Source organism: Sorangium sp. So ce1014 (assembly GCF_051521505.1).
In the GTDB taxonomy this organism is placed as follows: Bacteria; Myxococcota_A; Polyangia; order Polyangiales; family Polyangiaceae; genus Sorangium.
Genome location: NZ_CP150356.1, coordinates 10,056,308 through 10,080,085 on the forward strand (window position 1 = coordinate 10,056,308; position 23,778 = coordinate 10,080,085).

At 71.3% G+C, this 23,778-nt stretch carries 16 protein-coding genes and 2 tRNA genes; 6 read left to right on the forward strand and 12 right to left on the reverse strand.

Going from position 1 to position 23,778, the window contains the following annotated elements:
* The first annotated feature begins 42 nt into the window (after nucleotides 1-42).
* Together WME75_RS38160 and WME75_RS38165 are read left to right on the forward strand one after the other, a co-directional pair.
* Nucleotides 43-1,257 (forward strand): ammonium transporter, encoded by a 1,215-nt coding sequence (locus WME75_RS38160; RefSeq protein ID WP_437481525.1) that lies wholly within the window; start codon nucleotides 43-45, stop codon nucleotides 1,255-1,257.
* Nucleotides 1,258-1,566: 309 nt separating this feature from the next.
* On the forward strand, nucleotides 1,567-2,316 hold the full coding sequence (locus tag WME75_RS38165; RefSeq protein WP_437481526.1) for a YebC/PmpR family DNA-binding transcriptional regulator: 750 nt from the start codon (nucleotides 1,567-1,569) through the stop codon (nucleotides 2,314-2,316).
* 22 nt (nucleotides 2,317-2,338) lie between these two features.
* On the opposite strand, the gene WME75_RS38170 is transcribed toward WME75_RS38165, so the two are convergent.
* Together WME75_RS38170 and coaBC are read right to left on the reverse strand one after the other, a co-directional pair.
* Nucleotides 2,339-3,121, reverse strand: a complete 783-nt coding sequence (locus WME75_RS38170) for a CPBP family intramembrane glutamic endopeptidase (protein WP_437481527.1) — start codon at nucleotides 3,119-3,121, stop codon at nucleotides 2,339-2,341.
* A complete protein-coding gene (gene coaBC, locus WME75_RS38175; RefSeq protein WP_437481528.1) occupies nucleotides 3,118-4,407 on the reverse strand; it encodes a bifunctional phosphopantothenoylcysteine decarboxylase/phosphopantothenate--cysteine ligase CoaBC in 1,290 nt (429 codons plus the stop codon). The genes WME75_RS38170 and coaBC overlap by 4 nt, the downstream gene beginning before the upstream one ends.
* A gap of 146 nt (nucleotides 4,408-4,553) precedes the next feature.
* Between coaBC and WME75_RS38180 the strand changes: the two genes are divergently transcribed.
* Nucleotides 4,554-5,087 (forward strand): hypothetical protein, encoded by a 534-nt coding sequence (locus tag WME75_RS38180; protein ID WP_437481529.1) that lies wholly within the window; start codon nucleotides 4,554-4,556, stop codon nucleotides 5,085-5,087.
* Between the two features lie 154 nt (nucleotides 5,088-5,241).
* Nucleotides 5,242-6,270 carry a tryptophan--tRNA ligase gene (locus tag WME75_RS38185; protein ID WP_437481530.1) on the forward strand — a complete coding sequence of 343 codons (1,029 nt, stop codon included), beginning with the start codon at nucleotides 5,242-5,244 and terminating at the stop codon, nucleotides 6,268-6,270.
* Nucleotides 6,271-6,333: 63 nt separating this feature from the next.
* Here the strand turns inward: WME75_RS38185 and WME75_RS38190 are convergent, their stop codons facing one another.
* The 3 genes from WME75_RS38190 to uvrC all read right to left on the reverse strand — a co-directional run bounded on the left by WME75_RS38190 (nucleotide 6,334) and on the right by uvrC (nucleotide 11,974).
* Nucleotides 6,334-8,079, reverse strand: coding sequence for a VanW family protein (locus WME75_RS38190; protein ID WP_437481531.1), 1,746 nt, complete (start codon nucleotides 8,077-8,079; stop codon nucleotides 6,334-6,336).
* Between the two features lie 65 nt (nucleotides 8,080-8,144).
* A complete protein-coding gene (locus tag WME75_RS38195) occupies nucleotides 8,145-9,467 on the reverse strand; it encodes a protein kinase domain-containing protein (RefSeq protein ID WP_437481532.1) in 1,323 nt (440 codons plus the stop codon).
* Nucleotides 9,468-9,736: 269 nt separating this feature from the next.
* Nucleotides 9,737-11,974 carry an excinuclease ABC subunit UvrC gene (gene uvrC, locus WME75_RS38200; RefSeq protein ID WP_437481533.1) on the reverse strand — a complete coding sequence of 746 codons (2,238 nt, stop codon included), beginning with the start codon at nucleotides 11,972-11,974 and terminating at the stop codon, nucleotides 9,737-9,739.
* A 2,316-nt stretch (nucleotides 11,975-14,290) separates the two neighbouring features.
* Between uvrC and WME75_RS38205 the strand changes: the two genes are divergently transcribed.
* On the forward strand, nucleotides 14,291-14,641 hold the full coding sequence (locus WME75_RS38205) for a DNA-binding protein (RefSeq protein ID WP_437481534.1): 351 nt from the start codon (nucleotides 14,291-14,293) through the stop codon (nucleotides 14,639-14,641).
* A 1,116-nt stretch (nucleotides 14,642-15,757) separates the two neighbouring features.
* Here the strand turns inward: WME75_RS38205 and WME75_RS38210 are convergent.
* Both WME75_RS38210 and WME75_RS38215 read right to left on the reverse strand, forming a co-directional pair.
* Nucleotides 15,758-17,014, reverse strand: coding sequence for a DUF2062 domain-containing protein (locus WME75_RS38210; RefSeq protein ID WP_437481535.1), 1,257 nt, complete (start codon nucleotides 17,012-17,014; stop codon nucleotides 15,758-15,760).
* A gap of 3 nt (nucleotides 17,015-17,017) precedes the next feature.
* The gene (locus WME75_RS38215) at nucleotides 17,018-17,890 is read right to left on the reverse strand and encodes a tetratricopeptide repeat protein (RefSeq protein ID WP_437481536.1); all 873 of its coding nucleotides are present in this window, start codon (nucleotides 17,888-17,890) and stop codon (nucleotides 17,018-17,020) included.
* 118 nt (nucleotides 17,891-18,008) lie between these two features.
* Here WME75_RS38215 and WME75_RS38220 point away from each other — a divergent pair, with 118 nt between their 5' ends.
* Nucleotides 18,009-20,099, forward strand: a complete 2,091-nt coding sequence (locus tag WME75_RS38220; protein WP_437481537.1) for a M23 family metallopeptidase — start codon at nucleotides 18,009-18,011, stop codon at nucleotides 20,097-20,099.
* Between the two features lie 198 nt (nucleotides 20,100-20,297).
* Here WME75_RS38220 and rpsI read toward each other — a convergent pair whose 3' ends face one another.
* The 5 genes from rpsI to WME75_RS38245 all read right to left on the reverse strand — a co-directional run bounded on the left by rpsI (nucleotide 20,298) and on the right by WME75_RS38245 (nucleotide 23,728).
* Nucleotides 20,298-20,690, reverse strand: coding sequence for a 30S ribosomal protein S9 (rpsI, locus tag WME75_RS38225; protein WP_437481538.1), 393 nt, complete (start codon nucleotides 20,688-20,690; stop codon nucleotides 20,298-20,300).
* A gap of 8 nt (nucleotides 20,691-20,698) precedes the next feature.
* The gene (gene rplM, locus WME75_RS38230) at nucleotides 20,699-21,148 is read right to left on the reverse strand and encodes a 50S ribosomal protein L13 (RefSeq protein ID WP_437481539.1); all 450 of its coding nucleotides are present in this window, start codon (nucleotides 21,146-21,148) and stop codon (nucleotides 20,699-20,701) included.
* A 288-nt stretch (nucleotides 21,149-21,436) separates the two neighbouring features.
* Nucleotides 21,437-21,521: transfer RNA gene (locus WME75_RS38235), tRNA-Ser, on the reverse strand.
* A gap of 105 nt (nucleotides 21,522-21,626) precedes the next feature.
* A tRNA-Ser gene (locus tag WME75_RS38240) sits at nucleotides 21,627-21,713 on the reverse strand.
* A gap of 197 nt (nucleotides 21,714-21,910) precedes the next feature.
* Nucleotides 21,911-23,728 carry an ATP-binding protein gene (locus WME75_RS38245; RefSeq protein WP_437481540.1) on the reverse strand — a complete coding sequence of 606 codons (1,818 nt, stop codon included), beginning with the start codon at nucleotides 23,726-23,728 and terminating at the stop codon, nucleotides 21,911-21,913.
* Nucleotides 23,729-23,778: the final 50 nt, after the last annotated feature.

Consider the following 23,778-nt stretch of genomic DNA (forward strand, 5'->3'; position numbering starts at 1 on the left):
GCCGAAACCTCGTTGAAACATCGGGCACGTTACGCCCGTGCCATGAAGATCGACACTGGGGATACGGCCTGGCTCCTGGCATCGACAGCCCTCGTCCTTTTCATGACGCCGGGCCTCGCCCTGTTCTACGGCGGCATGGTGCGCCGCAAGAACGTGCTCGCGACGCTGATGCACTCGTTCGCGGCGCTCGCGGTGATCTCGGTGCAGTGGGTGGCGATCGGGTACTCGCTCGCGTTCGGCACGTCGCAGGGTGGGCTCATCGGCGGGCTCGACTACATCGGCATGCGCGGACTTGCGGGGGTGGAGCGGGGAACCGTGCCGCACCTCGCCTTCGCGGCGTTCCAGATGATGTTCGCGGTGATCACGCCCGCGCTCATCGCGGGGGCGTTCGCCGAGCGCATGCGGTTCCCGGCGTACCTGGTCTTCATCCTGCTCTGGTCCACGCTTGTCTATGATCCCGTCGCCCACTGGGTGTGGGCGGAGAAGGGCTGGCTCTTCGAGATGGGGGCGCTCGACTTCGCGGGCGGCACCGTGGTTCACCTCGCCGCGGGCGTCTCGGCGCTGATCTGCTCGCTCGTGCTGGGCAAGCGCACGGGGTACCCGCACGAGCGGCACGTGCCGCACAACCTGACGATGACCCTGACGGGCACGGGCATCCTCTGGTTCGGCTGGTTCGGGTTCAACGCCGGCAGCGCGCTCACCTCGGGCGGGCTCGCGGCGCTGGCGCTGCTCGACACGCACCTCGCGGCGGCGGCCGGCGGCGCGGCGTGGCTCTTCGTCGAGTGGGCGCAGCGGGGCAAGCCGACAGCGCTCGGCGTCGCGTCCGGCATCGTGGCCGGGCTCGTCGGCATCACGCCGGCGGCCGGGTTCGTCGCGCCCTGGGCCGCGGTCGTGATCGGCCTGCTCGCGGGCGCGGTCTGCTACTTCGCGGTCGTCTCGAAGGAGCGCCTCCGCTACGACGACTCGCTCGACGCGTTCGGCGTGCACGGCGTGGGCGGCCTCCTCGGCGCGCTCCTCACCGGCGTCTTCGCGGAGAAGGCCCTGAACGAGGCCGGCCGCGACGGCGTGATCGCCGGCAACCCCGGCCAGATGGTCCCGCAGCTCGCCGGCATCGTGGCCGTGGGGCTGTACGCCGCGATCATGACCTTCCTGCTCCTCAAGCTCGTCGACAAGCTGGTCGGCCTGCGCGTGGCCGAGAGCGACGAGCGCGAGGGCCTCGACGCCACCGAGCACGGCGAGACCGGCTACGCGCTGTAGTCACACGGCGGGCCCCCCCGCAGAACCCAGGTCGTCAAGGGCCTCGGCCGCGCTCGTTCTCCTGGTCAGGAGGGGTGCGGGCGGCCGAGGCGCCGTCGTGGTTGCCTCCACACGGGCGCACCGCTAGAGCGACAGACGGTCCGAAACGCGGGGGCGCCGGGACCGCCAAAGAGAGATCGACCCTCTCTTGACGGTCCCGGCGCCTCGGCGATCCCTCCCCTCGGACCCATCGGTGCTCCAGCTTGCGCCGAACCTTTCCCCTGGGCGCGCTCCGCGAGCGAGCGCCCCGTCATCACGGAGCAGACAGGCATGAGCGGCCATTCCAAGTGGGCCACCATCAAGCGGAAGAAGGGCGCCCTCGACGCAAAGCGCGGCAAGCTCTTCACGAAGCTCATCAAGGAGATCACCGTCGCCTCGCGCATGGGCGGCGGAGACCCGAACGGCAACCCGCGCCTCCGTAAGGCGGTCAACGACGCCAAGGGCCAGGCGATGCCCGCCGACACGATCAAGCGCGCCATCCAGCGCGGCACCGGCGAGCTCGAGGGCGCGAACTACGAGGAGATCCTCTACGAAGGCACCGGCCCCGGCGGGACCCTGTTCCTCTGCGAGGCGATGACCGACAACCGGAACCGCACCGTCGCCGAGATCCGGAAGATCTTCGAGAAGAACAACGGGCAGCTCGGCGCCGGCGGCTCCGCGCAGTGGGCCTTCGACCGGAAGGGGATCCTCCTCATCGCGAAGGACGCGGCGACCGAAGATCAGCTCATGGACATCGCCGTCGGCGCGGGCGCCGACGACTACAGCGACCAGGGCGAGGAGTGGCAGGTGCTCTCCAGCGTCGAGATGATCGAGCCCGTCGTGAAGGCGCTCGAGGACGCGAAGATCCCGGTGAAGTCGAGCGGCGCAGGCTACGTCCCCAAGACAAAGAAAGAGGTCGCGGGCCGCGACGCCGAGGTCTGCCTCAACCTCGTCGACTCGCTCGACGACCACGACGACGTGCAGAACGTCTACGCCGACTTCGACGTCCCCGAAGAGGAGCTCGCGAAGCTCGAGGGGTGATCCCGGCGAGGGCGCCCGGACGTCACGGGCGCCAGATCGGGAAGCTCACGATCGCCCACGAGAAGAACGCGTGGGCGAAGATCGCCGGCGGCAGACGGCCGGTCCGGTGCACAACGCGACCCCACACGATCGAGCAGCCGAGGCCCGCCGCGACGAGCAGCGGGTTCGGCCCGGCGAGCGGATCGCCGAGCAGAAAGAGCGTGGGGACGTGCGCGGCGGCGAACAGCGCGCTCGACAGCAGCCAGGCGGTCACCGGACCGAACGGCCCCTCGAGCGCGCGCATGACGAGCCCACGCCAGACGATCTCCTCGAGCGCGGCCACGACGAAGACGACCGCGCCGACGAACACGCGCGCGTCGGCCGAGGGGTCGCCGAGCTGGAGGTACAGGCGAAAGAGCCACCCCTCGCGCGGCGAGCCCCGCGGGGCGAGCGCCAGCTGCACCGCCATGGCCAGGCCGTAGAGCACCGCCGCGACGAAGGCGCCGCGCGCGAGATCACCCGACAGGGGGCGGAGCGCGGCGCGGAGCTCGCCGCGCCGGCGGAGCCACATCACGGTCGCCGCCGCGAGGACGGCGTAGAGCGCGCCGAGCGCCGCGAGCATGCCGGGCGCGCCCGCGCGATCGGGGTGAAACGCGTACGAGACCGCGAGCGCGACGCCGGCGGTGACGGACGCGGCGATGAGCGCGGCCTCGCGGCGCGAGGCCCGCGGCGGCTCGCGCGGATCGGTCGCCCCCGGATCGCGCGGCCGGGCCGGGAGGGGCGAGCCCGGGGCAGCCGGCGGGGGCGCGGCGTCGGCCGGGATCATCGGGCGCACAGCTGCACGACCCGGTCGAGGATGCGGTCGGCGAGCACGGGCTTGAGCAACACGCCGAGCGAATCGGCGGCGTCGCGGGTCACGATCGTGGCGCGGTTGTCGTCCCGGCCGAACGAGTCCGCCGCGTGGTTGGCGACGATCATGTCGACGCGCTTTGTCGCGAGCTTGTGCCGGGCGTACGCGATCACGCCGTCGTCCGTGGCGGTCTCGACGGCGAACCCGACGAGCACCGGCGGCCGCGCTCTGCCGGCGCGCGCGAGGCCGACCTCGGCGAGCAGGTCGGGGTTCGGGACGAGCGGCAGCGAGGCGAGATCGGGCGTCCGCTTCAGCTTTGTCGCGTGCTGCTCGGCCGGGCGGTAGTCGGACACCGCGGCCGTCATGATCAGCGCGTCGGCGCCGCGCAGGTCCTCGCCGAGCGCCTGCCAGAGCGCGGTGCGCATCGCGAGCGCGCCGCGCACGTCGACGCGCACCGCGCCGGGCGGCGTGGCGAGCGACACGGGACCGGCGATGAGCGTGACCTGCGCTCCACGGAGCGCGGCCCGCTCGGCCACGGCGAAGCCCATCTTGCCGGTCGACCGGTTGCCGAGGAACCGCACGGGATCGAGGTCCTCGAGCGTGGGCCCCGCGGTGACGACGACGCGGAGCCCCGCGAGATCGCGCGGGGCGAGCCGCGAGAACGCCGCGGCCGCGATCGCCGCGGGCTCGGCCATGCGCCCGAGGCCGCGCTCGCCCGAGGCGACCTCGCCGAAGACCGGGCCGACGAGCTGCACGCGCCCGTCGGCCTCGAGCGAGGCGACGTTCCGCGCCGTCGCGGGGTGCGCCCACATGCGGGGGTGCATCGCCGGCGCGGCGAGCACCGGGCCCTTCGCGCACAGGGCGAGCGCCGTCACGAGATCGTCGGCGCGCCCGGCGGCGAGGCGGGCGAGCAGGTCGGCGGTCGCGGGCACGAGGAGCACGAGGTCGGCCTCGGCGGCGAGCGCGACGTGCAGCTCGCCCGCGAAGCCCGGGTCCCACATCGTGTCGCGCACCGGCTCGCCGCAGAGCCCGCTCAGCGTCATGGGCCCGAGGAACTGCTGCGCCGCGCGGGTCATGATCGGGAGCACGCGCGCGCCGCCCTGGATCAGGAGCCGGGCGACCTCGGCGGCCTTGTAGGCGGCGATGCTGCCGGAGACCGCGAGCGCGACGGTCGGTCGCCCGCCGGCGGAGGCGTGGACGGCGGCCGGCGGAGCGGGGGTGTCGGGGTGAGGCGCAGGAGATGACGGCGTTCGGCCGGACATGACGCAGGTGCCAGCGTGGGGGAACCGCTTCGCGGTCCCGGCAAACATCGGTCGGGGGATCCGCTTCGCGATCCGCCTCCGCCCACCGTGGCACGAAAACCGGCAGCCGTACACGCTGCGCCGCGGGCGGATGCTACCCTCGCCGGGTGCGCTCCTTCGATCGGCCGCGCCGTCGCGCCCCGGCGGGCTCCGAGCAGCTCGTCACGGTGGCGACGTACAGCGAGTCCGTCGAGGCGCAAATGGGACGCTCGGCCCTGTCCGCTCATGGCATCCGCGCCTTCCTCGCCGATGAGCACGTGGCGACGCTGACCCCTCATTATATCGGCAGGTCCCTCGGCCTCCGGCTCCAGGTGCCGCGCGCGGAGCTGGAGCGGGCAGCCGAGATCCTGAAGCCGCCGCCGCCCGTCGACGACGATCGCGAGCTCGACGACGACGACGAGACGGCCGAGCTCGATGGACCGAAGTGCCCGGCGTGCGGAGCGCGCTACGCCTACCGCGAGTGGGCCCCGGGTCAGATCCTCGCCCTCATCGCGCTGCTCGGGTTGCCGCTCCTCATCCTGAAGAAGCGGTGGCACTGCCGCAAATGCCACGCCTACTGGGCCCCGGAGGCAGCTGCGCCGAGGCGCGGAAACCCCTACCGCGCCCCGCGCGGCGGGGCGGCGCGGCGCTCGAAGGGCTAGTGTGCCGGGCGGCGTCCGCGACGCGGCGCCCAGGTGCCGCGCGAAAGCCACCGTGACGCGACGCCCAGAAATCCATGGCGGGATTTCTGGCACGCAGGACTAGCATCACCCGCCGAGAGCTCGTAATGGGCTCCCTCAGAGGAACACGACAGCCATGGCAAGCACCGTCCTCACCGGCATCAAGCCCACCGGAACGCCGCACCTCGGCAACTTCGTGGGGGCGATCAAGCCGGCGCTCGCGCTCGCAGGGACCGCATCGAACGCGCTCTACTTCGTCGCGGACTACCACGCGCTCAACGTCATCCACGACGCGCAGAAGCTCCGCGCCCTGGTCCACGAGGTCGCCGCGACATGGCTCGCGCTTGGTCTCGACCCCGAGAAGGTCATCTTTTACCGGCAATCCGACGTCCCGGAGATCTTCGAGCTCACCTGGATCCTCTCCTGCTTCACGGCGAAGGGGCTCATGAACCGCGCGCACGCCTACAAGGCCGCTGTCGCCAGGAACATGGAGTCCCGCGCCGGAGCGTCGGGCGCCGCGAACGTGGAGGACATGGACGACCTCGACGCCGGGATCAACATGGGCCTCTATAGCTATCCGGTGCTGATGGCGGCCGACATCCTCCTGTTCAAGACGAATGTCGTGCCCGTGGGCAAGGACCAGGTCCAGCACATCGAGATCGCCCGCGACATCGCGCAGCGGTTCAACGCGATCTACGGCCCGACCCTGGTCCTGCCCGCGGCGCGCATCAGCGCCGACACCGCCGTGATCCCGGGCCTCGACGGCCGCAAGATGAGCAAGAGCTACGACAACACCATCCAGCTCTTCGTGCCGCCGGAGAAGCTGCGCAAGACGATCTTCAAGTACAAGACGGACTCGTCGCCCCCGAGCGAGCCGAAGGATCCGGACGCGTCGCCGCTGTTTCACCTCTACCGGGAGTTCGCGACGCCGGAAGAGACGGAGGCGCTCCGGGGCCGCTACCGGAGCGGCATCGGCTGGGGCGAGGCGAAAGAGGCCGTGTTCGAGGTGCTGAACCGCGCGCTGGAGGAGCCGCGGCGGCGCTACGCCGAGCTCATGGCCGACCCGGCGGGCGTCGACGCCCTGCTCGCGGAGGGCGCGGTGCGCGCGCGGCAGATCGCGAGCGCGACCCTCCAGGAGACACGCCGGGCGGTCGGCGCGCGCTGAAGGCCGCCGCCGGCGCAGGGAGGCGCCGACCGCGGCTGCCGGCGCCACGCAGGCGCCGGTCGCTCAGCCGTCGTCGCCCTTCTTCTTCTGCCGCTTCTTGCTCTTGCCGCTCTTCGCCTCGTCGCCCGCCGGGTCCTTCTGGTCTCGGGCTTCTCTCGCCGCTTTGCTCTCGGACGCGGGCTCGCTCGCGGCCTGCATGATGGCGGTGCCCTCGGCGGGCGGGGCGTCTTCACCCCGCGCGCGGGCGCCCTCGCGCTCATTCCCCTTCGCGCGGAAGGTGCCGATCCCCGCGCGCTCGGTCCAGCCGCGCTCGCCGGTGAGCCCCGGCTCGCGGCTCTCGACGGTGCCGCCGCCCGGCTCGGGGCCGGTCACGCCGGGCGTGCGGACGTCCGGGCCCTGCGTGACGACGAGGTACTCGTCCGCCACGTACTCGGGGTGATTGTCGTCGGCCGCCTTGACCTCCGGGTCGCGCGGGCCGCTCCCGACATGGACGATCTGCGTGGTCGGCGGGTAGCTGTCGCTCCACTTCTCCCGCACCCCATACGCGCCGTCGCGAACGACCCGCGAGCTCGTCGTCCTGAAGCCGGGGATGCCGCGCTGGGCGAGCACCCGTGTCCCCTCAGGCAGCTTCGGCGCCGGGCGCTCCAGCTCCTCGAACGGGACGACCGCGTCGACGCGGCGAAAGTACGTGACCGTGAGCTTGCGCGAGGGGCCGAGGATCTCGGCGCGCACGACGCCGCCGGCGACCGTCTCGTGGAGCACGACCGGGAAGTCGAACGGGTTCCTGAAGCGATAGTTGATCGTCGGATAGACGACGGTCGCGTCGAGGCCGAGCTTGATGTAGTAGCTCGGACGGGAGTGCGGATAGCGCTCGACGATCTCGAGCCCCGCGAAGAACGCGGCGCCGTGGAGCGTGCCCGAGATCTGGCAGGTCCCGCCGCCGAGCCCGTCGACGAGCTCCCCCTGGGCGATGACCGGAGCGACGCGGTAGCCGTGCGCCTCGTCGCGCGGGCCGACCGTCTCGTTGAAGTCGAAGATCTCCCCCGGCAGGACGACCACCCCATCGAGCTTCGAGGCGGCGAGCCTGAGATTATACGTCCTCTCCTTGGACCTCGCCCCGGTCGCGTAGCGCGTCTCGAAATAGCCGAGCACCTGGTCGAATTTGACGTTGCCGAGCTGCTCCGCGACGAGCTTCGGCGCGATCGTCTCGACGCTGGCCTGCGCCGTGTCCTCGCCCGCCCGGAGGGCGGCGTCGATCCGCGCGAGCGTGCCGTAGACGTCCAGCCGATACCCGATCTTCTCGGGCCTGAGCTGCTTCGCCTCCAGGTCGACATAGGCGTCGACCGCCGGCGAATCGAGCTCGACCTTCAGATCGAGCAGCTTGCTGATCGCCCGCTCGGAGTCGAGAAGAAGCGGGATCGGGATGTCGAGCGGCGCGTCCTCGTCCTCGCGCTCGTGCGCGCGGCGGAGCGCGCTCGCCGGGCGGAGCGCCTCGCGGACGAACTCGGCGAGGCGGACCCGGTTGATCTCGACGCCGAGGTCGTTGCGGCGGAGCGCGCGCGCGGAGCCGTCGGGGAGCACGATCCGGATCTCCCCGGTGGCGTAGCGGCGCACGAGGTCGAGCGCGTTGGCCACGAGGTCGCCGCCCGCCGGCACCGGCACCTGCGCCACGCGCAGGACCGGCGGAGGCTTGGGGCCGTCGTCCGCCGGCGGCGGCAGCACGAGGTAGGTGATGACCAGGCCGCTCGTGACGAAGATCGCCACAAGCGCGGCGAACCGCCAGAGCTCCGGCGAGCGGCGAAGATCCATGGGAGGGCGGCCATCTTGGAAAGCCATCCCCGAACCGTCAAGGAAACGCCGCCGCCGGCGGGCCGCTACGGGGCGGCGCCCCCGGGGGCGCGCCCGCGCAGCGCCTTCGACGCGGCGCGGGCGGCCCTGAGGACCGGCGCCTGGATGGAGCCCGCCGTGGGCACGATCAGACCGCCCCGCCCGTGCGACGGGCGGAGGCCCGGCGAGGACCGCAGGAGGTACGCGCCCGCGAGCGCCACGACGACCGCGAGGGCGATGAAGGCCACGGGCACGAGCCAGCGCCGAGCGCGCCCGTCGGGCGGCGGAGAGCTCCGCGGCCCGGTCGCGCTGCGCTCCAGGATCGCGCGCCCAGGCGGGTCGACGGCCTCTGCCGAGCTCGGCTGTGGGGGCGGCTCGTCGGGGCCGATCGGGCGCTCGCGCGCGATCTGCATGGCCTCCTGGATCGCGGCGCGCCGGCGCTCGCCGCGCGGGCCGAGCTGCTGCTGCATCAGCGCGGCGAGCTCGTCCGACGTGGCGAGGGGCATCGCGAGCGACACCTGCTCGATGGCGCGGCGCAGCTCGGCCATCGTGGCGAAGCGCTCGTCCCTCGGCTTCGCGAGCGCCTTCATGAGGATGCGCCCGACGTCCTCCGGGAGCGAAGGGACGAGGGTGCGCGGCGGCTCGACCGCGGTCTTGTCGCAGATGCGGCGCACCGTCGCAGGCTCGTTCTCGGCGAGGAAGGGGTGCTTGCCCGTCACGAGCTGATAGAAGACGATCCCGAGCGTGAAGACGTCGGTGCGCCGATCGATGGGCTCGCTGCCCGCCTGCTCCGGCGACATGTACGCGTACTTGCCCTTCACCTGGCCGACCTTGGTTCGCTGCAGGTTCGAGGCGGCCTTGGCGACGCCGAAGTCGAGGATCTTCACCGATCCGTCGTAGCCGACCAGGATGTTTTGCGGCGAGACGTCGCGGTGAACGAGGCCGACGAGCTTGCCGTCGCGGCCGCGCAGCTCGTGCGCCGCGTGCAGGCCGAGGGCCGCCTCGCCCACGATGCGGAGCGCGACGGGGAGCGGGACGCCGCCGCGCGCCTTGTTCTCGCGGAGAACCAGGTTGAGCGGCTCGCCGTCGATGAGCTCCATCACCTGATAGAGGACGCCGTCCTCCTCGCCCACATCGATGGTCTCTGCGACGTTCGGGTGGTGGATCTGCGAGACCAGCGTGGCCTCGTCCAGGAACATCGCCTCGAAGTCGGGGTCGTCGCTCAGCTCGGCCCGCAGCAGCTTGACGGCGACGATCCTCGGGAGCTGACCGCTCGTCCGAGCGGCCCACACCGAGGCCATGCCCCCGAGCGCAATAGGAACGAGGAGCTCATAGCGACCGAGCGTGTGGCCAGCGCGTACTTCTCCCATGGTGCTCACGTGCCGCGTAACCCCGGAACGAGGCAGTCCCCGCCGGGAATGGAGCCCGCCGAGCGCGGCCCCCCTGAGGTCGGATCCGCGAGAAGCGCTCGGTGTGCCAGGTGGTGTTCTTGATCGAGGATCGACAGCGTGCGCCCGGAGCGAAGCCGGGCGCCTGCTGTCCGGATCGTCGCAGAGAACGCCTTGGCGCTCAACCCGGAACGCGGTTCGGTCCCAGCGTGATCTTTACACGGTGCATCGCAGAGCGGGCCCGCTCGCGCTCACCGGGTGAGCCCCGGATCCTTGTCGGGATCGCCGCCGTCCTCGACCGGCGCCGGCGCGGCGGGCGGCGGGGCCTCGGGAGAGGGGATGACCTTGCGCAGCGCGGACAGGTGGCGCTTTGTCACGCCCGTGACCGCCAGGATCTGAGCGTCGGTCGCGCGGCGCACGCCCTCCAGGGAACCGAGCTCCCGGAGGAGCGCCGTCCTCACCGGGCTGCCGAGCCCTGGGATGTCCTCGATCCCGGAGCGGAGGCGCCGCGCTTTGCCGAGCCGCTTGCGTGCGTGGTTTGCGAAGCGGTGCGCCTCGTCGCGCGCCCGCGCCAGGAAGAAGAGGGCCGAGCTCGTGGAGCGGAGCGGGATACCGTTCTTCTGGCCAGGCAGGTAGACGCGGTCGACGAGCTTCTCGCCGGCCTGCGTCTCGCGCTCCTTCGCGAGACCGACGATCGGTAGGTCGTGCAGGCCGAGGTCGCGCGCCGCCGACAGCGCGACCTGGAGCTGGCCGCGCCCGCCGTCGACGACGAGCAGGTCCGGCAGATCCCACTCGGCTCCGCCGGGCTGCGCGCTCTTCGGCGCCTCGCTGGCCGACCCGGCCGCCTGCCGCTCCGCGAACACCTGCGCAGATTCTGTCTCCGGCGGAGCGTCGCCCGCGCTCACCGGGCCGCTCGTCTCTTCGGCCGCGTCGCCGTCGGTCACATCGCCGTCGGGCGGTTCGTTCTCGGTCACATCGCCGTCGGACGGTTCGTTCTCGGTCACGTCCTCCATCACGTCGCCCTCGAACACGTCGCTCGCGGCCGCCTCGGAGTCTCCGGCCACGGCGTCTGCGAGGGCCAGCGGGCTCGCCGGCCGAGCGGCCTTGCCGCGGCGGAAGCGTCGCGCGAGCACCTCGTACATCGCGGCGTAGTCGTCGCCGTCGGCCACGCTCTTCACGTTGAAGGTGCGGTAGCGCTTCTTGTCGGGCTGACCGTCGAGGAGCGCCACGATCGATCCCACGGTGTCGCCGCCGCCGAGATGCGAGATGTCGCAGCACTCGATGCGACGCGGGAGCGTCGGGAGGCGGAGGCGCTCCCTGAGCTCCTCGAGCCGGGCCTCGAGATCGTCGGAGCTCCTCTGCTTCTCGCGGAACGCGTGAGCTGCGTTCTCGCTCGCCATCTTGAGCAGATCGGCGCGGGGCCCGCGCTGAGGCACGAAGAGCGTCACCTTGCGGCCGCGCCGATCGCCGAGCCACTCCGCGACGCCCTCCGCGCCGTCGGGCAACACCGGCACGAGGACCTCATCGGGGATCAGGGTGGACGCGACGCCATAGTACTCGTTCAGGAAGCCGCCGAGCACCTCGTCGTCCGGCAGCTCCATGTTGCGGAGCGAGAAGGACAGCGTGTCTGTCACGCGCCCCTGGCGCACCATGATCACTTCGACCTCGACGAGCGTCCCCTCGCGGTAGAGGCCCACCACGTCTTGATCGACGTCCTTCACGTAGACGACGCGCTGCGCTTCCCGCACGGTCTCGACCGCCCGGAGCTGATCGCGGTAGATGGCGGCGCGCTCGAACTCGAGCTCCCGCGACGCGTCCCGCATTCGCGCGGTGAGCTCGCCCGTGAGCTCGTCATGGCGCCCCTCGAGGAAGAGCGCGACCGAGCGGACCATCTCCGTATAGAGCTCCCGGTCCACATCCATCACGCACGGCGCGAGGCAACGCTTGATCTGGTACTGCAGGCAGGGGCGCCGGCGCGACGCCATCTCGGCATCGGAGCAGGTGCGGAGCTGGAAGTGCTTGTTGACCAGGTGGAGCGTCCGCCGCGCGCTCGTCGCCGAGTGGTACGGGCCGAAATAGCGGGCCTTGTCCGGGGCGGGACGGCGGACCGTCTCGAGCATCGGCCACTCCTTCTGCGTGTCGAGCTTGAGGCAGAGGAAGTCCTTGTCGTCACGCAGCTTGACGTTGAACCGCGGCTTGTGCTGCTTGACGAGCTCGTTCTCCAGTACGGCCGCCTCCTTCTCGGTGGCGGTCACCACCGTCTCCAGATCGGCCACGATCTTCCGGAGTATCGGGATGAAGTACCGGTCGTCGCTCCCGCTCTCCTGAAAGTAGCTGCGGACGCGCGAGCGCAGGCTCTTCGCCTTGCCGACGTAGACGACGGCGCCCGTCTTGTCGATGAACAGATAGCAGCCAGGCTTCGTCGGGAGCGAGGCGAGCTTGGCTGCGAGGAGGGCTTCGGGATCCTGCTTGGCGCTCGGGTTGACCACGGCCGGAACGATCTAGAAGTCGCGCGCGCCGGCAGCAAGCGCTCCGATCACGGCCCTTCCGTCACAGGGGGGCGACGCGGCCCGCGCCGGCTCTCCTTTACATCTCGGAAACGCCGTCATGCAGCGCGGCATCGCTCGCCGCGGCGGAAGAGGCGGAACGCCCAGGTCGAGATCTCACGCCGGCCGCTCGAGCGGCGAACGGCGCGAACGGTGGATGCGCGGTGGCCTGCGCGACAGTCACGCCGCCGAGCTCGTCGCGCTCGACTCGCGTGAGCGCGGCGACAGGCTCGGCGCGGCGAATGCGCGGCTTTGTCTGGGGCACGCTCGCGGCGCCCGGTGGCGTGGTGCGCTGCCCGCGCCCGCGGCGACGCCTTCCTGATCACGGTGGCGCCGCCCTCGGCTGTCTCGCCATCGCCCGTAGGACGGGCGGCGGAGAGGACAGCGGTGATGCCTCACCGCGCCCGGCTCGACGCGAGACACGCCGTCGATCGGCCAGTGGACCGAGCGGCAAGATCTTCGCAGGAGGAGGTCTGCGGTGTCGCGCGTTCGTGCTTCGTGCCCTCGCGGGCGACGGCGTCTTCGCCTCGGTCGCAATCCGGCGCGACTCCTCGTCGCGCCATCGCGCCCAGTCCGTCTGGAGCTTCTTGGCCTTGAGAAAGGCCGCCCGCTGGAGAGCGAGGTTGCCCGGGCCGGCCCACGGTGCCCGCTTGTCCTCGCCGTAGCTGCGCTTCGGGTTCTCCCCGCAAGCCACTTTCAGCCCGCCGGGCGCCACGGTGACGCGCGTCTGGGGACCATCTGGGAAGCATCTGGGAGGGGCCGATGCCCGGCCGGGGCTCCATCGTTACCGCGCACCATCTAATCAGGTTGCCTGAACCCGAAAGGACTTGTATGGTCGTAACACCACCAGCGACTGCCCGTTCGATTCCCGGGTCCTGTCGCCAGAAGGCATCGACGGACTGAGCCTGCGGCGCCATCGGCCCCACCTCTGGTTCCCGTTCGCTGCCGTCCAGGTGCGCCGCTGCGCCTGGTGTCGGGTGGCCCCCGAGGTGGGAGTGCATCGAACAGCCGAGGAGTGACGAACTGTCCACCAGCGTCCATCACCGCCGCCCCGCTCGGGGGATCGATGTCGCCCTCGGCGGCGGCGGTGCCGCGCTCTGCCTCCGCTCGCGGGGGCGAGCCGCGGGCGAGCGTCACCCTGGTGCCCAGCACGAGTGTCACCGCCTGAATCAGGATGAGCGGCTGAGCAGGAGCGGCGGCCTCGTGACCTCCCGCGGGCAGACTTCCGGCTTGCCGGGGCGGCGACCGGGGCGCGGGCGCGGCGAGCGGTTTGGGGGACACGGCCGGAGGCTGGGCAGCTCCAGCACAGCCGCAAAAAGACGCAGCCAGACCCAAGGCGAGGTGGCGTTCGGCCAGCAACATGGGTGGGCGCATACGCCTCGGGCCGTCGCGCCGATCGGCCAGGGGGATGTCCTGGCAGGTGGGTGGGGTAGCCCTCATGACGTCGACAGCTCCGGAGGGCGGATCGGTGGCCGGCACGTTGCGGTCGATCCCGGAGAGCAGCTCGGCCCGGAGACGAGAGCTCGGGCATACAGACACGCCGCCGGGGCCGAGCGGAATGCAGAAATGAAAGACCTCCGGTCCAGCGCACAGGGGTGGGCCGGAACGGCGGCCTCGTCCATGACACGTTTCCTCATCGAGGACGGCTCCCCGGGGGGGTCAGGCTCCTCCGCGCTCCCTCGGTCAGGCGCCCGCTTCGCTTGCTGCGCGGTGGGTCGCTTGTGTCCGGAGCACAGGAAAGCCAATCTTCGTGGGAATGTCGCTGGCTCCACGCGGCTCGGGGGCTGCCCGCGGCAGCAAGAGAGGCCGCAGCGCGGCGCAGAGAGGAGCACGGCGCTGTCCATCGCATCCCTCCTGGGTTTGGGCAGAGCCTGGCTTCGCGGAGCGGTGCCACCGGGCTTCGCCCCGCTGCGCGAAGCCACCAGGCTTGGCTTCGCGGAGCGAAGCCACCAGCCTTGGCTTCGCGGAGCGAAGCCACCAGGGAGACGTGGTGGCTGGAGTCCGGCTCGACCGGTCGTCCCAGCACCCCATGACCGGACGGGGAGCTCGCGAGCGCGGGTTCCCGACGCACGTTGAGGGGACACCTCTCGAATTATTTTCAAGCACGGTGCTGTTCAGCAGTTGACAACTCTAGCTATTCATGGGACGCGAGATCCAATGAGCAACGTCGAAACCGAGATCAAAAGCCACGTTGATGCATTCGTCTCTCAGCTGAGCGGACTTGTCCGCAAAGCGGCTCTCGAGGCTGTCGCCGACGCCTTGCGAGGGGAGGGCCAGCCGGCCGCTGCCGCCGCCGCGCCGCGCAAAGCAGGTCGGGCCAAGGCCGCTCCTCCGGCGCCTCCGGAGGTCAAGAAGGCGGCGGGGCGCCCCGCTCGCGCCGCGAAGCCCACCCGCAAGAAGGGCGAGAAGCGCTCGAAGGAAGAGCTCGCCGCCATGACGCAGAAGGTCCTGGAGCACATCCGGGCCAACAGCGGCCAGGGCGTGGAGCAGATCGCGAAGGATCTGGGCACCACCACGAAGGAGCTGACCCTTCCGATTCGGAAGCTGCTCGTCGAGAAGAAGATCACGTCGAAGGGAGAGAAGCGGGCGACGAAGTACTTTTCCCGCTAAAGCTGGCCGCAACGCGCTCCGGGCGAGTCCGGCCAAGCCAACCGAGATCGACGTCCAGCCTTCCCCCAAGCCCAGCAGGGGAAATCGTGGCAAGCCAGGAGCTGTCCAGGCAGCCGCGGAGACGTCGTACATCGGGGCGGAGCAAGCTCCGCAGCCGTACACGCCTCTGGAACTCCCTCAGAAAAGCTCCTCCAGCAATGGCCTCTCCGCGTAACACCGTGGAGAATCCCGCACGCGCGGTGGAGAAATCCGCGCGCGCGGGCTGTCGGCTCCCGCCCGACCGCTGCTGAACGGATCCGCCCGGCGACATGACGCCGAGGGCTGCTCCCGACAGCCGCTGTGCGCCCAGGCTCGCTCCGACGCCCAGGACGCCGGGTTACCGCCGAGCCGCCATGCCCGTGCTCCTGTCGTGGGCACGGGAAGGCGGGCAGCGTCACGTCACGTCACCCGAGGACCCCAACATGTCGTGGGGTGACATCGAGGGACCACCACATCTAGCCGCCAGGAGCTGTGGGGTAGTCAGGATTGCCAAGCTGGCAGAGCACGATCGGCGCAGCGCGCGAGCGTCGCCGCTGTGAGCGCCTGGCCCGCTCTGCATCCACCCGGTGTCCCGTCGCGGACCGCCGGTTGCGCGTTCGAGGCAACACCGCGTCCCGAAACGGGCTGGCGTCCAACGCACTTTCACAGACATCTGAGCAGGACGCCCCAGGCGGATATTGCGAACTTGCAACGTGGGCGAGCCCATCCTCCAGCAAGGAGGGATCCTTGAGCGCTATCGACCTCTGTTGATCACGAAGGAACGCGGACAGCCGGGGGGTACCGCCAGGCCCCCTCGGTTCAAGCATGGTCTGTGCCACCGGGGAATCGTTCCGCGGATACGGCGGCTCATGAGCCGAGAGAACCGGAGAAAGCAAACCGTCACCGCGCTGGACAGGTTCTGACCATCCGCGTGCTCGTCTGATCATCGGCGGTGCTCGTCTCACCCTCCGTGGCGCTCGATCGACAGGCAATCCACCTGGCCGAGCCTGCACGCTGGATCGGGCGTTCCGGTGACACCGCTGAGGGCGCCGCGCCGGAGGCGCATGAAGAGATCTCGGCGCGAGGCGCGACTTGGGCTCAGCGCTCGGCCCGGGTCCCGACGATGAGGACATTCGAGAACGGCGTTTTCCCCCAGGCGGGCTTCGTCTCGCACGAGAAGCCGAGCTGCTCGAGGAGCGCCACGATCTCGCGGGCAGGGCGGAAGCGCACACGCTCGCCGCGGTTGAACCGAAGCGCAGTGAAGATGCGCTCCTCGAGGAGCGTGATCGAGCTCCTCAGGCCGCGCTCGGTGTCCGCCTCGCGGACGAGCAGGCGCCCTCCCGGGCGAACTGCGGTCGCCGCCCGTCTCAGGATCGCGTCCTGCTCCTCCACGCGGAAGTAGTGGAGCAGGTCGATGAGCAGCACGGTGTCTGCCTCTCCCAGCTCGGCCTCGCGCGCGTCCGCACACCAGAACTCAGCGGCCAGCGGGGGGGCGGCGTGGAGAGAGCGCGGCTCGCCGGACGAACCGGGCGGCTCGGACGATCGCGACAGAGGCGCGCCCGGATTCCCGCCGGCCGCGCGGCGGGCGTCCTCTATCTTGGCTCGGTCCCAGTCGAACCCGCGCGCGCGCGCGGCCCTGCCCAGCTCGAGCAGGAGAATCGGCAGCTGGCCAGCCCCGGTCCCGATATCGAGGACCTCTCCCAGCGCGACCGGGCGGTCGCCGGCGATGTCGGCAATCAGCCGCGCGACAGGATCGCCGAGCAGCTTGAAGCGGACATAGTGAAACCGGGTGCGCTGCGCCGGCGTGGCGCCCTCCGGCGGGCTGTACCGCGCTGCGACGCGCTCGATCGCGTGAACCCACGGCGGCGCGTCGTCGGGGAGCCGATACGGCTCCATCCTGCTGCGCTGCAGCGAGGGCGCGCGGCGCCGCTTCAGCGCGACGAGCGCGAAGACCAGGCCGCCGCCGAGCGCGGCGAGCGCGAGCCCGACCACGGGGGCGCCGAGGAACATGTGCTCGGGGAACTCGGACAGTGCTTGCGCCCAGCTCATCTTCTCATGAAAGCGCAGCCAGCGACCGGTGCGGAGGTACGCCCCGACCTGGACCTCGGCCGTGAGCAGCGCTGGCGCGAACAAGGGGTTGGAGATGTTCGCAGCGACCCAGGCAATCGCTGCATCCAGACGGAGCCACAGGCAGAGGAGGAGGACGAGCGGCGTGTGGCAGCCGAAGATCGGCTGCGATCCGATGAACAGGCCGATCGCCACCGCCACGGCCGTCCGGCCGGCGGACAGCTCGCTGCCACGGAGCTCACGCCACGCGCGGCGCGCCTCCTCGCGGAGCAGAGAGTATTTCGCCAACGTTCAGGGTTTGCTTTCCGGTGCAGGGTGATCCGTCTCCTCCGCTGCATCGGCCGTCATCGTGGACAGGAGGTCGCTCACCTCCGTGGGGGTCGCCTCGTCGAGCGCATCCCAGGAGCCGCCCCTCGCGATGGTCGGCGACGAGTCGCGCGGCACGGCGTCGCCGGTGCTCCCGCTCCGCTGCGCCTCCACCATGCGAAGGTACATCCTCGCGGTCTTGTTGTCGGGCTCGATCGCGAGCGCCTGGTGCCACTCGGCGATCGCGTGCTCGGACGCACCGAGGGAGTGCAGCGCGACCCCGAGCAGCACGCGCGCAGGCGCGTACTTCGGGTTCGCGTCGCACGCCGCGGCGTAGTGCTCGCGGGCGAGCGGCAGATTGCCGGCGTCGCGGTACATCGTCCCGAGGCGCAGCTGGAGATCGACGAACGTCGGGCACAGGGCCACGGCCCGCTTCAGCTCGGCGATCGCCTCCTGCGCGCAGCCCGCGTCGGCGTAGGCCTGCGCGAGATCGGCGTGCATGTTGGCGATCTTGCCGCGCGCGAACGGGTCGAGGACGCCGCCGTCCCCCTCGCCGCGCCGGATACGAGAGTAGACCTGTCGCGCCGCTTCGTATTTGCCGAGGTCGTTGTACGTGACAGCGAGGTTCAGCAGCGCCTCGGTGTAGTGCTCGTTCAGCTGCACCGCGCGCTCGAAGTGGGCCTCGGCAGCAAGGAAATCCCCGCGCTCGTGGAGGATGACGCCGAGCATGTTGAAGACGTCCGCGAAGCGGTCGGTCTTCTCGAGGATCTGCCGCAGGGCGTGCTCGGCGAGATCGTACTCGCGCCGCTCGTAGTGCTCCCTGCCGAGAACCAGAAGCTGCTTCAGCCGGTCGTCCATGAGGCCCGCCAGCTTACGCGACCGGCGTACGGTGCGGTCGGGTCTTCCGCGCAACCCTTGCGCTATCCGGGTGGTCGCGCGGTTGCAACCCCGTCGATGCCTTGGTACGCACGTCGGCGTGCCGAGTGCAGTACCCCAGAACCCGCTGGAGGCCTCCGGAGCGCCGGACGCCGCGGACCGCTCCGAGGAGCGGAACGGAGCCGCCGGCAGCGCGGCCGGGCCCGGCGCCGCCGCCCCGCTGGACGCGCCGCGCGCAGAGCCCGGCGCCGCCGCCCCGCCGGGCGCGCCGGACGCGCCGCGCGCGGATCTCGCGCGCACCAGCGCGGCCGACGATGTGGCGGACGACGCGCTGGACGCCTCCAGCAGACCTGCGACGCCGCCGCTGGCCGCGCCGCTGCCGAGCCATCGCCGGGGCGAGAGCGCGCCGGCCGCGCCCTGGTCGCGCGGCGGCGATCTGCGCGCGCGCGCGGCGCCGACGTGGGGGCAGCTTCCTCCTCCTTCTTCTCGCGGGCGTGGAGCAGCGCAATGGTCGCGCGGCAGCGATCCGCGACCGCACCCCTCGCGGCCGTCGCTCGTGGACGGCGGCCCCTACGCAGGACCCGGCATGGCCGACGGCCCACGCCTGCCCGCCGGCCTCAGCCGGCCGCCTCCGGGGCCGCACCTCTCGCCACGCATGACCGCGGTCTTCGGCGGTATCTTCGGCCTCGCGACGCTCACCTCACTCATCGCGCTGTTGATCCAGAGCGTCCCGGTGCGCGACGAGCGCGCGCTTGTCGCAGGGAGCCCGGCGGGCTCGGCCGCAGGGACGGAAGAGACCGCCAGGCTCTCCGCCGCGCCCGAGGTGAAGGCCAAGAAGCGCACGCCGCTGCCTGGCCCGTGGCGGCTCTCCGAGCTCGCGAAGGATCCGTCCGTGATCCTGGCGAGCGACGTAATGGATCGCCGGTCGTTCATCACGGCCCTCGGCGAGAAGGGCGTGCCGAAGGCGCAGATCTACCGGATCATGAAGGCCTTCGAGGGGCTGCGGAAGTTCGACAAGTGCGGCCGCAAGGACCGGTTCACGGCCGCGATGGACCGCTCCACGCGCCGCGTCCGCGCCTTCGAGTACGAGGTCTCGGCGAGCGAGATCTACCAGGCGAGAGAGGGCGCGGACGGGCTGCTCTCGGGCGCCACGCTCGACATGAAGATCGCCGAGGAGGAGGTCATCGCCGCCTTCTACGTGGGGAAGGATCTTACGAGCGCGTACCAGGCGGGCGGCCTGGAGCCGGGCGTGCTCGACGAGATCGACGAGGCGCTGAGCGGGCGTATGTCGACGGAGGGCTTCGAGGAAGGGAGCACCGTCCGGCTGATCGCCATGGAAGAGACGGCGCTCGGGATGTTCTCCCGGTACAAGAAGATGATCGCGCTCGAGTACCGGCCAGCGGACCCCGCCGAGAAGCCGCTGCGCATCTACGATTTCAAGGGGCAGGAAGCCCGCGGCTACTTCGATGAGCGCGGCCGGCAGCCGTTCGCGGGCGGCTGGCGCGCGCCGGTCCCGGGCGCGCCCGTGACGTCGAAGTTCAACCCGAAGCGGATGCACCCGGTGCTGAAGAGGCCCATGCCCCACAACGGGACCGACTTCGGCGCGCCGACGGGAACGCCGGTGTACTCGGCGTACCGCGGCGTCGTCGAGTGGGTCGGCCCCGCGGGTCCGAGCGGCAACCTCGTCACCGTCCTGCATGCGAACGGCATCAGCACCGGTTACGCCCACCTGTCGAGGTATGCCCCCGGCATCAAGGCCGGCATGAAGGTGGGCACCCACCAGCTCGTCGGGTACGTGGGCTCGACGGGCCGCTCGACGGGCCCGCACCTTCACTTCAGCGCGAAGAAGGACGGCAAGTACTTCGACGCCGAGACGCTCCAGCTCGACGGCGAGCGCGTGATGCCCGGCGTCGATCGCGAGGCGTTCGCCGCGGCGAAGGAGGCGCTCGACAAGCGGCTCGACGCCATCCCGCTGCCCGAGCCGCCGCCCGAGCCGGTGAAGCCGGAGGCCGCGGAGCCGACCCCTCCACCGCCCGCGGCCGCCGGCAGCGAGGCCACGGTCTCCGCGGCACCCGAGGTCGGGCCGAGCGGGCCGACCGAGCCCGAAGCGAAGCCGCCCGAAGGCGCCGGAGACGACGAGGGCGAGCTCATCGAAGGCCCCGATCTCAAGAGCCCGCCGGAGACGATGTGACACCGGGCGGGCCGAGAGGTCCGCTCGGAGAGAACAGAAGTACGAGGACGCCGGGGACGAGCCCTCGCGTCCTCGACGTCCTCGACGTCCTCGCATGGCCGACAGACAAAAAACATCGAGGACGCCGAGGGGATGAGCCCTCGCGTCCTCGACGTCTTCGCCATGGCGTCCGCCCTGAGGGGCGGCAACCTGGGCCTGCTACCGCTTCGAGTACTGGAAGCGCTTGCGGGCGCCGGGCTGGCCGTACTTCTTGCGCTCCTTCTTGCGCGCGTCGCGCGTGAGGAAGCCCGCGCGCTTGAGCGAGGGCCTGCGCTCCGGATCGAGCTCGCAGAGGGCGCGCGCGATGCCGTGCCGCATCGCCTCGGCCTGGGCGCTGTGGCCACCGCCGACGACGGTCGCGTTCACGTCGAACTGCTCGAGCACCTCGAGCAGCTCCAGCGACTGCCGCATCACCATCCGCGAGGTCTCGCGGACGAAGTACTCGTCGGCGGGCCTCTTGTTGACCTTGATGGTGCCGGTGCCCGGCGAGAGGAAGATGCGCGCGACCGCGGTCTTACGCTTCCCAGTGGCGTACGTTCTCGTTTCCGTCATGGCTTTGCTCAGCTGTAGCTAAGGGGCTGCGGTTTCTGCGCCGCGTGGGGGTGATCGGGACCGGCGTAGACCTTGAGCTTGGTGATGAGCTCACGTCCGAGCACGTTCTTCGGGAGCATGCCCTTCACGGCCTTCTGGATGGGGAGCTCCGGCTTGCGCTCGAGCAGATGACCGTACGCCTCGGAGCGGAAGCCGCCCGGCGCGCCGCTGTGCCGAACGTAGTTCTTCTGCTGGAGTTTGCGACCCGTCAGAAGGACCTTCTTGGCGTTGACGACGATCACGAAGTCGCCGGTGTCGACGTGCGGGGTGAACGTGGGCTTGTTCTTGCCGCGAAGCACCGTGGCGATGCGGCTAGCAAGGCGGCCGAGGGGCTTGCCTTCCGCGTCGATCACCCACCACGTACGCTCGTTGCGGGCCTCCGCAGGCTTGGCGGAAAAGGACTTGGGCTGAGGATTCATTGGGCGAAAAACTCCGGAAGGGCGCCTGCCAAAAACGGGCGCAACTTCTACAAGGCGGCCCTCCGCCTGTCAAGCGTCTCGGGTCCTATCGTGGGCCCCTCGTCGTCATCGTCATCGTCCGGCGTGGGTCGGTCAAGCGCGTCGATCGACGTTCTGGCGACGTTCTGGCGACGTTCTGGCGACGTTCTGGTCGCACGAGCGCTCGCACCGGCTCGCGCTCTTGAGGATTTCCTGCGGGCTCGGTTCGGAGGAGCTCACCATCAGGAGTCGACGGACTGTTCAGCTCGGCGGAGAGGGCGGGATTCGAACCCGCGGTACGTTTCCGTACACACGATTTCCAGTCGTGCACCTTCGACCACTCGGTCACCTCTCCCGATACTTCCTCGATGCGCCCCGCTTCTGCCGGACCGGCGCCGCCCGCGCGTGAGCGAGCGGTCAGAGCCCACCTGGTTCAACGGGGGCAAGCAGCCAAGCGTAGCGGAGAGAGCGGGATTCGAACCCGCGGTACCCTTGCGGGTACACCTGATTTCGAATCAGGCACCTTCGGCCTCTCGGTCACCTCTCCGCGGGCGAACATGTCAAAGCGGGGCCGGCTGGTCAAGCATCTCCTGACCACCGGCCGGTCCGGAGGCGCGCTTTCGCTGCCGGGGCCTCCCGCCGGCAGCCCGGCCCGAGCTCCTGGGTGCGGGTAGCTCGGCGCCTCCTCCGTGAGGATCAACCTCGTGCAGATGGCTCTCGCGGAGGGCGCTCGACCCCGCCCCGCTAGGCGCCGCCGCCATCGCCAGCGGCGGGTCGGGCCAGGCCGGCGCTCCCTGCGGCCACCTCGCGATCGCCCTCGGAGAAGACGTCGCGCCCGAGCGCCGCCGGGCTCCCGGGTCCGCCCGCCGCGCGCGAGGTCGACCGCGGTCCGCCCTCGTCCTCGACCGTCTGCGCGGCGCGCGCCGCGGGTGTGCCTGCGCGCGGGAGCCGGATGACGAAGCGCGCGCCCCCGAACGGGGACTCGAGCACGTCGATGGTGCCGCCATGGTCGACGACGATCTTCTTCACGATGCTCAGGCCGAGCCCGGTGCCGTCGTACCGCGTCGTGACGTAGGGATCGAAGACCGAGTCGCGCACGGCGGGATCGATGCCCGGGCCGTCGTCGTCGATCGCGATCAGGTGGCTCTGCCCCTCGCTCCGCGCCGAGACGCGGACCCTGCCCCACAGGGCGCCGGGGCGCTCTGCAGCGCCTCCGCCCGGCGCCGCACGCTGCGCGTCGCGCAGCGCCTGCGCCGCGTTGCGCACGATGTTGCCGAGGGCGCGCCGGAGCATCTCCCGATCGAGCGCGGCCGGCATCGGGGCGTCCGGCACGTCAAACTCGAGATCGATGCGCCCGAGCAGCGCCTCGTCCGAGGCGTGCTCGCGCCCCGCCTCCTCGACCGCCGCGAAGCGCTCACCCTGCTCCCGCAGGAACTCCGCGAGATCCGACGGCTCGAGCTCGGCCTGCGGGAGCCGCGCGAAATTGGAGAACTCGCCGACGAGCCGGCGCAGCGTGCCGACCTCCTCCTCGACGACCTCGAGCGTGGTCTGGAGCAGGCGCTGGTAGGCCGGGTCGCTGCCCGCATAGCGGCGGTGACACTCCTCGACGGCGAGCTGGATGGGCGTCAGCGGGTTCTTGATCTCGTGCGCGAGGTGCCGCGCCATCTTCTGCCACTCGCCCATGCGCTTGAGGAACTCGATCCTCGCGCGGCTGCCCTCGAGCTCCTCGAGCATGCGGTTGAAGGCGCGGCCGAGGTCGGCGACCTCGTCGTTGCCCGGGAGCGCCACGCGCACCGAGAGATCGCCCTCGGCGACGGGCCGGGTCGCCGCGGCGAGCCGCGCGATGCGGTCGGCCACGGGGCGCGCCACGAGCACGCCGGCGAGGACGGCGAGGACGATCGTCGCGCCTAGAAGGGCGGCGAAGGCATCGCCGTAGCTCTCGTCGAGGTACTCCTTCCGGTGCTCGCGCTCGAGGGCGCGGTACGCCTGCGCGAACGCCTGCGCGGACTCGAGCTCGTCGAAGCGGGCGCTCGGCGCGGCGAACGTCGCGACGAGGGTCCTCGCGTCGCCGTCGCACTCGCCGTCCTCGGGCGCGAGCTCGGCGGGCAAGCCGGGGCGGCCGGAGGCGCGCTCGATCGCCTTCCGGACGGTGAGCGTCTTCTCGTGCGTCGGGTCCACCGGTCGGCCGCGCTCCCGCGCGCTGACGAGCTCGCCGCCGCAGCGCTCGACGCGGAGGGAGACCAGCGTGGCGTGGGCCGCGACGATGCGCGCGAGCTCGTCCGCGAGGAGCTCCGCGTCTCCGGCGAAGGCGCTCCGGCGCAGCGGGTCCGCCGCGGCGATCGCCTCGGCCTCGGAGCGCATGCCCTGCTTGATGGCGGCGGCCAGCTCGGCGTACACGCCGAGCGCCCTGTCCAGGTGGACGCTGAACTCGGGCTGGAACGCCGTCGCCGACACCCGCGCGATCACCGTCCTGGCGACCACGATGCTGGCGACGAGCGGGATGAGCGCGGTCACGAGGATGGCCGCGACGACCCGCCGCTCCGTTCTGCCGGGGATGCGCATGCGCGCAGCATAGCCGCGGCCCCGGGCCGGCGCGCAGGCGGGGCGCGGGG

Excerpts from the sequence above, each read along its gene's own strand:
- WME75_RS38160 (WP_437481525.1), top strand. The coding sequence starts at position 43 with ATGAAGATCGACACTGGGGATACGGCCTGGCTCCTGGCATCGACAGCC.
- WME75_RS38165 (WP_437481526.1), top strand. The coding sequence starts at position 1,567 with ATGAGCGGCCATTCCAAGTGGGCCACCATCAAGCGGAAGAAGGGCGCC.
- WME75_RS38170 (WP_437481527.1), bottom strand. The coding sequence starts at position 3,121 with ATGATCCCGGCCGACGCCGCGCCCCCGCCGGCTGCCCCGGGCTCGCCC.
- coaBC (WP_437481528.1), bottom strand. The coding sequence starts at position 4,407 with ATGTCCGGCCGAACGCCGTCATCTCCTGCGCCTCACCCCGACACCCCC.
- WME75_RS38185 (WP_437481530.1), top strand. The coding sequence starts at position 5,242 with ATGGCAAGCACCGTCCTCACCGGCATCAAGCCCACCGGAACGCCGCAC.
- WME75_RS38190 (WP_437481531.1), bottom strand. The coding sequence starts at position 8,079 with ATGGATCTTCGCCGCTCGCCGGAGCTCTGGCGGTTCGCCGCGCTTGTG.
- WME75_RS38195 (WP_437481532.1), bottom strand. The coding sequence starts at position 9,467 with ATGGGAGAAGTACGCGCTGGCCACACGCTCGGTCGCTATGAGCTCCTC.
- WME75_RS38215 (WP_437481536.1), bottom strand. The coding sequence starts at position 17,890 with ATGGACGACCGGCTGAAGCAGCTTCTGGTTCTCGGCAGGGAGCACTAC.
- rpsI (WP_437481538.1), bottom strand. The coding sequence starts at position 20,690 with ATGACGGAAACGAGAACGTACGCCACTGGGAAGCGTAAGACCGCGGTC.
- rplM (WP_437481539.1), bottom strand. The coding sequence starts at position 21,148 with ATGAATCCTCAGCCCAAGTCCTTTTCCGCCAAGCCTGCGGAGGCCCGC.
- WME75_RS38245 (WP_437481540.1), bottom strand. The coding sequence starts at position 23,728 with ATGCGCATCCCCGGCAGAACGGAGCGGCGGGTCGTCGCGGCCATCCTC.